Here is a 6014-nt window from a genome sequence, read left to right as displayed (position 1 = left end):
ACCATGAGGGGATAATACCAGCAGGGAATATTTTTTTTGATAATTTCACTTTTATTCCTCCTATTGTTTCAAATATGAACGCATGTGCTTTTATTCATCTATCTACCAATATGAAGGTTATCGTTTAAATGTAAATAAAAATCTAGGAATATGTATATTAAAAGTAAAGAAGAGTGCTTGTCACGTACACGAGTGCTCATTTTTTGAATAATGTCTGGATTAACCTAGAAAGGGTAGGGCATTGTTCAAAACAACACCCTACCCTACACACTTAATTCAGCGGATCAGTATTAATGATGCTCATGAAGAGCCCAGTGAGGTGCCTCATAATGATCATGATCACCGTGTCGATCATAATGTCCAGGTATTGAGATCCAATGGTATCCGTGTGGGATATGTCCTTGTGGTGGTTCACCTGAGAGAGTTTCCATTTTTCCTTCATAATAACCAGTATGCGCTTCTTCATGTTGCGCTAAGTCAAAATGGCCATTGTGAAGTCTCACTTCGTAATGCTCAGGGATGGAAATTTCTTGCATAAAAATCATCCTTTCAAATGGGAGTCAAGACATATTATTGTTAACTGATTATTTTTTAATTCAAGGTTAAATTTGCTAGTCAATTTATTACGAAAACAACAAAATCTTAGATTTATGGAACAAAGAGATGTTTGATTTATCTTTAAATATCATTTGCATAACTTTCATTCATATGGTGGACATTAGAACCATCCATACAATAAAAAAAACCCATAATTGTATGAGTGATTGCCGCATATAAGGAGAGAGCAAATGTCCAGTTATAATGAAAGTCATGATCATACACACAGTCATGGACAATCAGCTAACAGAAAAGTACTTTTAGTCTCATTATTGTCATAACAGGTTATATGCTTGTGGAGGCATTTGGTGGATTTATTACGAACAGCTTAGCCCTACTATCGGATGCAGGGCATATGTTGTCCGATTCTATTGCACTTGGTGTAGCACTGCTTGCATTTACCTTTAGTGAAAAAAAAGTAAATACCGGGAAAACATATGGTTACCGTCGTTTTGAGATTTTAGCAGCTGCATTGAATGGCATCACTCTAATTGTGGTTTCTCTGTATATTTTCTTCGAGGCTATCAACCGATTCATCAGTCCGCCAGAAGTTGCTACATTAGGAATGCTAATCATCAGCGTAATTGGTTTGCTAGTTAACATCTTAGTTGCTTGGGTGATGATGCGCAAAAGCGATACCGAAAACAATTTAAATATGCGTGGTGCCTACCTTCACGTTATCAGTGACATGTTAGGTTCCATCGGCGCAATAGCGGCGGCCCTGCTCATGATGTTCTTTAACTGGAGCTGGGCAGACCCTCTTGCAAGCGTTATTGTTGCAGCTTTGGTTCTACGTAGTGGATACTATGTGACGAAGTCAGCATTAAATGTATTAATGGAAGGAACACCGGCTAGAACAAGTTGACGGTGTTAAAGGAGTGCATGACGTACACGTGTGGTCGATCACCAGTAGCTTTAATGTCCTGACGGGCCACGTCGTCGTAGAAGGAAATCAGAATGTATATGAAACTGAAGTACTCCTACAGAAGGTTGAACATATGCTTGAACATAAAGGGATTAAACACGTGACTCTACAAGTTGAATCAGAAAAACATTTGCATGATTCTTCTGTCTTATGCGTTGTCAAAGCAGATCAGCCTGATGCACATGCTCATCATAGTCATTGATTACCTTGGATTTGTAAGGGCAAATTAATATACTAGCGAGGTTTGTTCCTAATGAAGGAACAAACCTCGTTTTATTTCTAGTTTCTTCCTCAATCATTGGATACCATAGATGAACAAATAACAATCTACAAGTGAATATATGAAAGAACTTTTCAATAGAATTATTAAATATTAATTTTCCAGTTCAAAAGATAAAGTTGATACTTTGTTTGGAATTTTGTCGAATTCACCTCGTTGAATGAATACATGTTCATATGATAGTCTAAACAAGAAGATTCGTCAGGTATGAATGACTGTGGCTGGCGCGATACTTAAATAAAAGGAGGGTAGTGAATGCGTAGATATACAGTATACATGTCTCTACTTACTATAATCCTGATTCTGTCAGGGTGTAGTACACCAATGGCTGGAACAGGGGGTGTTTCGGATATGCAGATCAAGGTTGAACAAGAATCTGAGGATGAATCCCGTATTGAAGTAATTCTCGATGAGTCGATCATTAGTGATGGTTCATGGGTTATGTTTGAGATATGGAGCGCTGAGACTAATGGTTCCGTATGGCTCCAAGCTGCCTATGAAGGTGAAGGGATATACTCGACAGAAACGAAATTGTTATCAAGCAATGACTACACATTATTGGGGCACTTTTATGCCGCTGGTGGATTCCACTTTTCAAGACAGTATGACTCTACAGTAAATTAAATGACTTATTTTATCCCTAGGAAGGTGGGCTCATTCTTCATGAACATCCGTAAATCAACAATACTATTGGCTCTGATTATATCTTTTAGTTTTCTTTTTTTGTTTCCATCTAACTCATATGCACATACCAAGCTGGAATCTTCTTCCCCAAAAGTCGGCGAGGTGGTCACAACGAATCTAGATGTGATCACACTTCAATTCAACACAAAGATTGAGGTGTTAAGTTCGTTTAAATTGTTGGATGAACGAGAAAAAGAAGTCCCATTGGATTCTACTGAAATTAAGGATAATACCATGATCAGGCACATCAGTACAGGAAGCAGTCTTGAAAACGGGAACTACACGATTAAGTGGAAGATTGTTGGTAAGGATGGTCATCCTATTGAAGGAGACTACCCATTTCAAGTGAATCTTCCTATTCAGCCTCCTGTGAGTGATGAAATAGCAACGAATGACATGACCCCAAATAATCCGCAAACTACTCCTGAGTTTACATCGACTGCACCATCTGAAGGTGAAGAGTTAACTCAGAATTCATCCAACTCTAATGCTTTGTGGTATTTTGCTATTGGATTAGCTGTGATTTTGATAATTATTGATCTTTCCAGACGATTTGTAAGAAGGAGAAAATCATGAACTGGTATTGGTTAGGAGAGCCATTTCTTTACATTTTTTTAGCATTATTATTGGGTACGATAATCCTTCCACGAATCCATCCTAATATTCAGGTGCCTAAAATGAAAATGGTTTGGGTCGTTACAGGGATCATTATATTCTCATTTTTTCCGGTTCTTCGGATTATTGTTTTTTTCGCAAATGACACAAACTGGTTCATCATATTTAGAAGTGTTATGCTTTCATTTGCAGAAGGAAAAGCATATATGTGGACATTGATATTCTCAATCTTGTTCATGATGATGATTTTCACGAAAAGACAAATGAGTCGTGTTCACACAGTGGCACTATTACTGATAGCGATTGGGCTTATAGCTACTTTATCCTGGTCAAGCCATTCTTCTTCCTATTTTGGGATGGTCGGTTTTTGGAATCATTTCATTCATTTGTTCTCTGTAACGATTTGGGCGGGGATTTTGATGGTCGCTGGTAGATACATGCCGAATAGCGCCGATAACTGGAAAGCATTTCTTTCTTGGTATCATCCATTTGCGGTAGTAGTGATGATCATGATTCTTCTTTCTGGCCTCTTTCTAAATTTCAGAACGGATCCAGACTATGTTAACTCATGGGTTACTTCGTACGGGCAAGCATTACTTATGAAACATCTATTAATTGTTCCACTCTTAATAATGGCCTTTTTCAACGGGTTTATAATGAAACGCAGAATTAAAAATAATGCCCATTTCAATCCTAAAACATGGCTAATGGCAGAAGGTATTTTAATTTTGGTCATTTATATCATCACCGGTTTTTTGAATCAACAACCAGCACCACATGAACTGAACCCCGAAACCATGAAACTATCTGCTTCAGGTTTGTACAATTGGTTTAACCAGGGAGGTCCCATCTTGTACCCTGTTCAGTTTCATGTTCAAACCTTTACAGTATTTATGTATCTATTGGCCTTGGGTACAATTATCGCCATGTACGTCGTTTTAAAACAAAATAAGAATGTATATGCAGCTGTGGCCTTTGGTGTATTATTTAGTCTAGTGTCATTTGTTGGCTTCATACATTCCGTATCCTAATTTAGTCCGAGAGATTGCAAAAAAATGCTGAGACAGATGACTATTCTTATCCAGGATGATTACCTTTTTAACTTAAATTTCCTGGTACAACAGTTCTACGGTGAGAGGTTCACCGAGTCAGAGCGTGATGTCAGAGAGTCATACCCACGCATTGAAGCGATTAATCCTATGACCAACAAGAATTAAAAGAATGGAGAAAAAGTAGACGAGCCATACAACAATATACTACAGTGTGTAGGGTTACAAATTTTTAATCTTTTTTGACATTCAATAACAGATATTCACCTTCAAAGGAGGAGTAAACTTTTGAAAAGAGTATTTATGATTGCCCTTGGTGCTATATTTATGTTCTCTAACATAGAGTCTGTGTCGGCAAACGAGGTACGTATTGAGACAGAAGTAAATGAAGTGATAGGCACTCCATACCGTCTGGGGGGGACAAGCACTTCAGGATTTGACTGTTCTGGCTTTATTTTATATATTATGAACAAGTACAACATTGATTTGCCGCGCACTTCACAAATGCAAGCGAAATCGGGGATTAAGGTTGAGATGGAAGACCTGAGAACAGGTGACCTTGTATTCTTTAATACGAGCGGGCGAGGAATTTCACATGCTGGTATTTACATCGGAGACAATTCTTTTGCTCATTCCTCAAGTAGTAGGGGAGTTACAATTAGCCGGCTAAGTGAAAAGTATTATAAAGAGCGGTATGTGACGGCAAGAAGAGTCGTTTCACAAAATAACTCCAACAAGATGACAAAAGAAATGCATTAGTAACAGCGTTAGAACTGGATTGATCGACAGGTGATCCGATCTAAATATAAAGTCATGTGTAAAGAACTACAATATGTAGTTCTTTTTTTGCTGCATTTACCCCACAATCGACTAGAAAAAATATAGCTGAAGAATAAAGCATCTGTCAAAGATATAATTAAAGTCCTTGAAAAGACTTCATGACCCCGCTTTTTATGGGAAGGTTTAGATCATGTTGCGGACGATGCGAATTCGTCGCACGACACTAAATTCCACAAAGCTAAAGCCAATCTAGAATATAGGGAATCCAAAAATATAAGTATCTGCTCACAATAAGACCTGCGAAAATAATTAGCAATGTCAGTATACAAAATGAAGTCATTAGAGTAATTAAGGCTGTACTGTCTAACAAATAAACAATTGAAGTTGATCTGTCCTTCCATTATAGAGACTTCAAATGGTACAACCTGTCGCTTGGTGAACCCATTATCCTCTAAATCGTGATTTTTTTTGCTACTGGTTTTAACGTGTTGATTAATGGATAGATATTATTGAGGCGTTTAAAGAAGGGGAGATTGAGCACTCGGAGGGGGTATCTGTAGCCGAGGGGCTTTATTTCGTTGGTTTACCATGGCAGACCTTTTGAGAATACAATGGTTGGATGGGGTCAATATGTTACTCAGATGAATTGAGCAGAGTTAACTATATTCATCTATGTAACATATCTTAATCGTAATCCTTTCGTTTTTTTGACCTTTACTATAAAATAAGTAGTAATGGTGAATAGGAAGGTGATTTATAAGATGACCAGAAAGCCACCCTTATCGAAGATTGTGATACTACATGTCTTGGCTCTCAGGATGATTATAAACAAGCTAAGACTCAAATGATTGAAGAACATGTGGCAGTTCAAGTGGCAGACTGGTTTAAGGCATTTAGTGATCCTACTCGAGTTAAAATAATACATGCTTTATTACAGAGAGAACTATGTGTTCATGATCTTACTGTTCTTCTTGAAATGGGACAGTCCGCGATTTCTCACCAGCTGCGTTATTTAAGAAATATGAGAATCGTTAAGCGCCGAAAAGAGGGAAAGACTGTTTTTTATTCATTAGATGATACTCAT

At 37.7% G+C, this 6014-nt stretch carries 6 protein-coding genes and 1 pseudogene; 6 read left to right on the top strand and 1 reads right to left on the bottom strand.

The window, feature by feature from the left end; translation table 11 throughout:
* Positions 1-290: 290 nt before the first annotated feature.
* Positions 291-536 carry a hypothetical protein gene (locus tag P364_RS0134710; RefSeq protein WP_024634529.1) on the bottom strand — a complete coding sequence of 82 codons (246 nt, stop codon included), beginning with the start codon at positions 534-536 and terminating at the stop codon, positions 291-293.
* Positions 537-788: 252 nt separating this feature from the next.
* Between P364_RS0134710 and P364_RS35925 the strand changes: the two are divergent.
* From P364_RS35925 to P364_RS0134675, 6 genes and pseudogenes are all read left to right on the top strand, one after another.
* Positions 789-1724: pseudogene (locus P364_RS35925) on the top strand (cation diffusion facilitator family transporter).
* Between the two features lie 333 nt (positions 1725-2057).
* Complete coding sequence (locus P364_RS0134700; RefSeq protein WP_024634528.1) at positions 2058-2426, top strand: hypothetical protein; 369 nt, start codon at positions 2058-2060, stop codon at positions 2424-2426.
* A 39-nt stretch (positions 2427-2465) separates the two neighbouring features.
* The gene (locus P364_RS36535) at positions 2466-3062 is read left to right on the top strand and encodes a copper resistance CopC family protein (protein WP_024634527.1); all 597 of its coding nucleotides are present in this window, start codon (positions 2466-2468) and stop codon (positions 3060-3062) included.
* Complete coding sequence (locus P364_RS0134690; protein ID WP_024634526.1) at positions 3059-4132, top strand: copper resistance D family protein; 1074 nt, start codon at positions 3059-3061, stop codon at positions 4130-4132. The genes P364_RS36535 and P364_RS0134690 overlap by 4 nt, the downstream gene beginning before the upstream one ends.
* Positions 4133-4438: 306 nt before the next feature.
* Complete coding sequence (locus tag P364_RS0134680) at positions 4439-4909, top strand: C40 family peptidase (protein WP_024634525.1); 471 nt, start codon at positions 4439-4441, stop codon at positions 4907-4909.
* Positions 4910-5774: 865 nt separating this feature from the next.
* The coding region (locus tag P364_RS0134675) for an ArsR/SmtB family transcription factor (protein ID WP_024634524.1) at positions 5775-6014 on the top strand (240 nt) is incomplete at its 3' end.

Source organism: Paenibacillus sp. MAEPY2 (assembly GCF_000499205.1).
GTDB classification, from domain to species: Bacteria; Bacillota; Bacilli; order Paenibacillales; family Paenibacillaceae; genus Paenibacillus; species Paenibacillus vandeheii.
The sequence above is the reverse complement of the archived record's forward strand: the minus strand, read 5'-3'. Positions and strand labels throughout refer to the sequence as shown.

What these genes read in the sequence shown, in the direction of transcription:
- P364_RS0134710 (WP_024634529.1), bottom strand. Translation starts at nt 536, where the DNA reads ATGCAAGAAATTTCCATCCCTGAGCATTACGAAGTGAGACTTCACAAT.
- P364_RS0134690 (WP_024634526.1), top strand. Translation starts at nt 3,059, where the DNA reads ATGAACTGGTATTGGTTAGGAGAGCCATTTCTTTACATTTTTTTAGCA.
- P364_RS0134700 (WP_024634528.1), top strand. Translation starts at nt 2,058, where the DNA reads ATGCGTAGATATACAGTATACATGTCTCTACTTACTATAATCCTGATT.
- P364_RS36535 (WP_024634527.1), top strand. Translation starts at nt 2,466, where the DNA reads ATGAACATCCGTAAATCAACAATACTATTGGCTCTGATTATATCTTTT.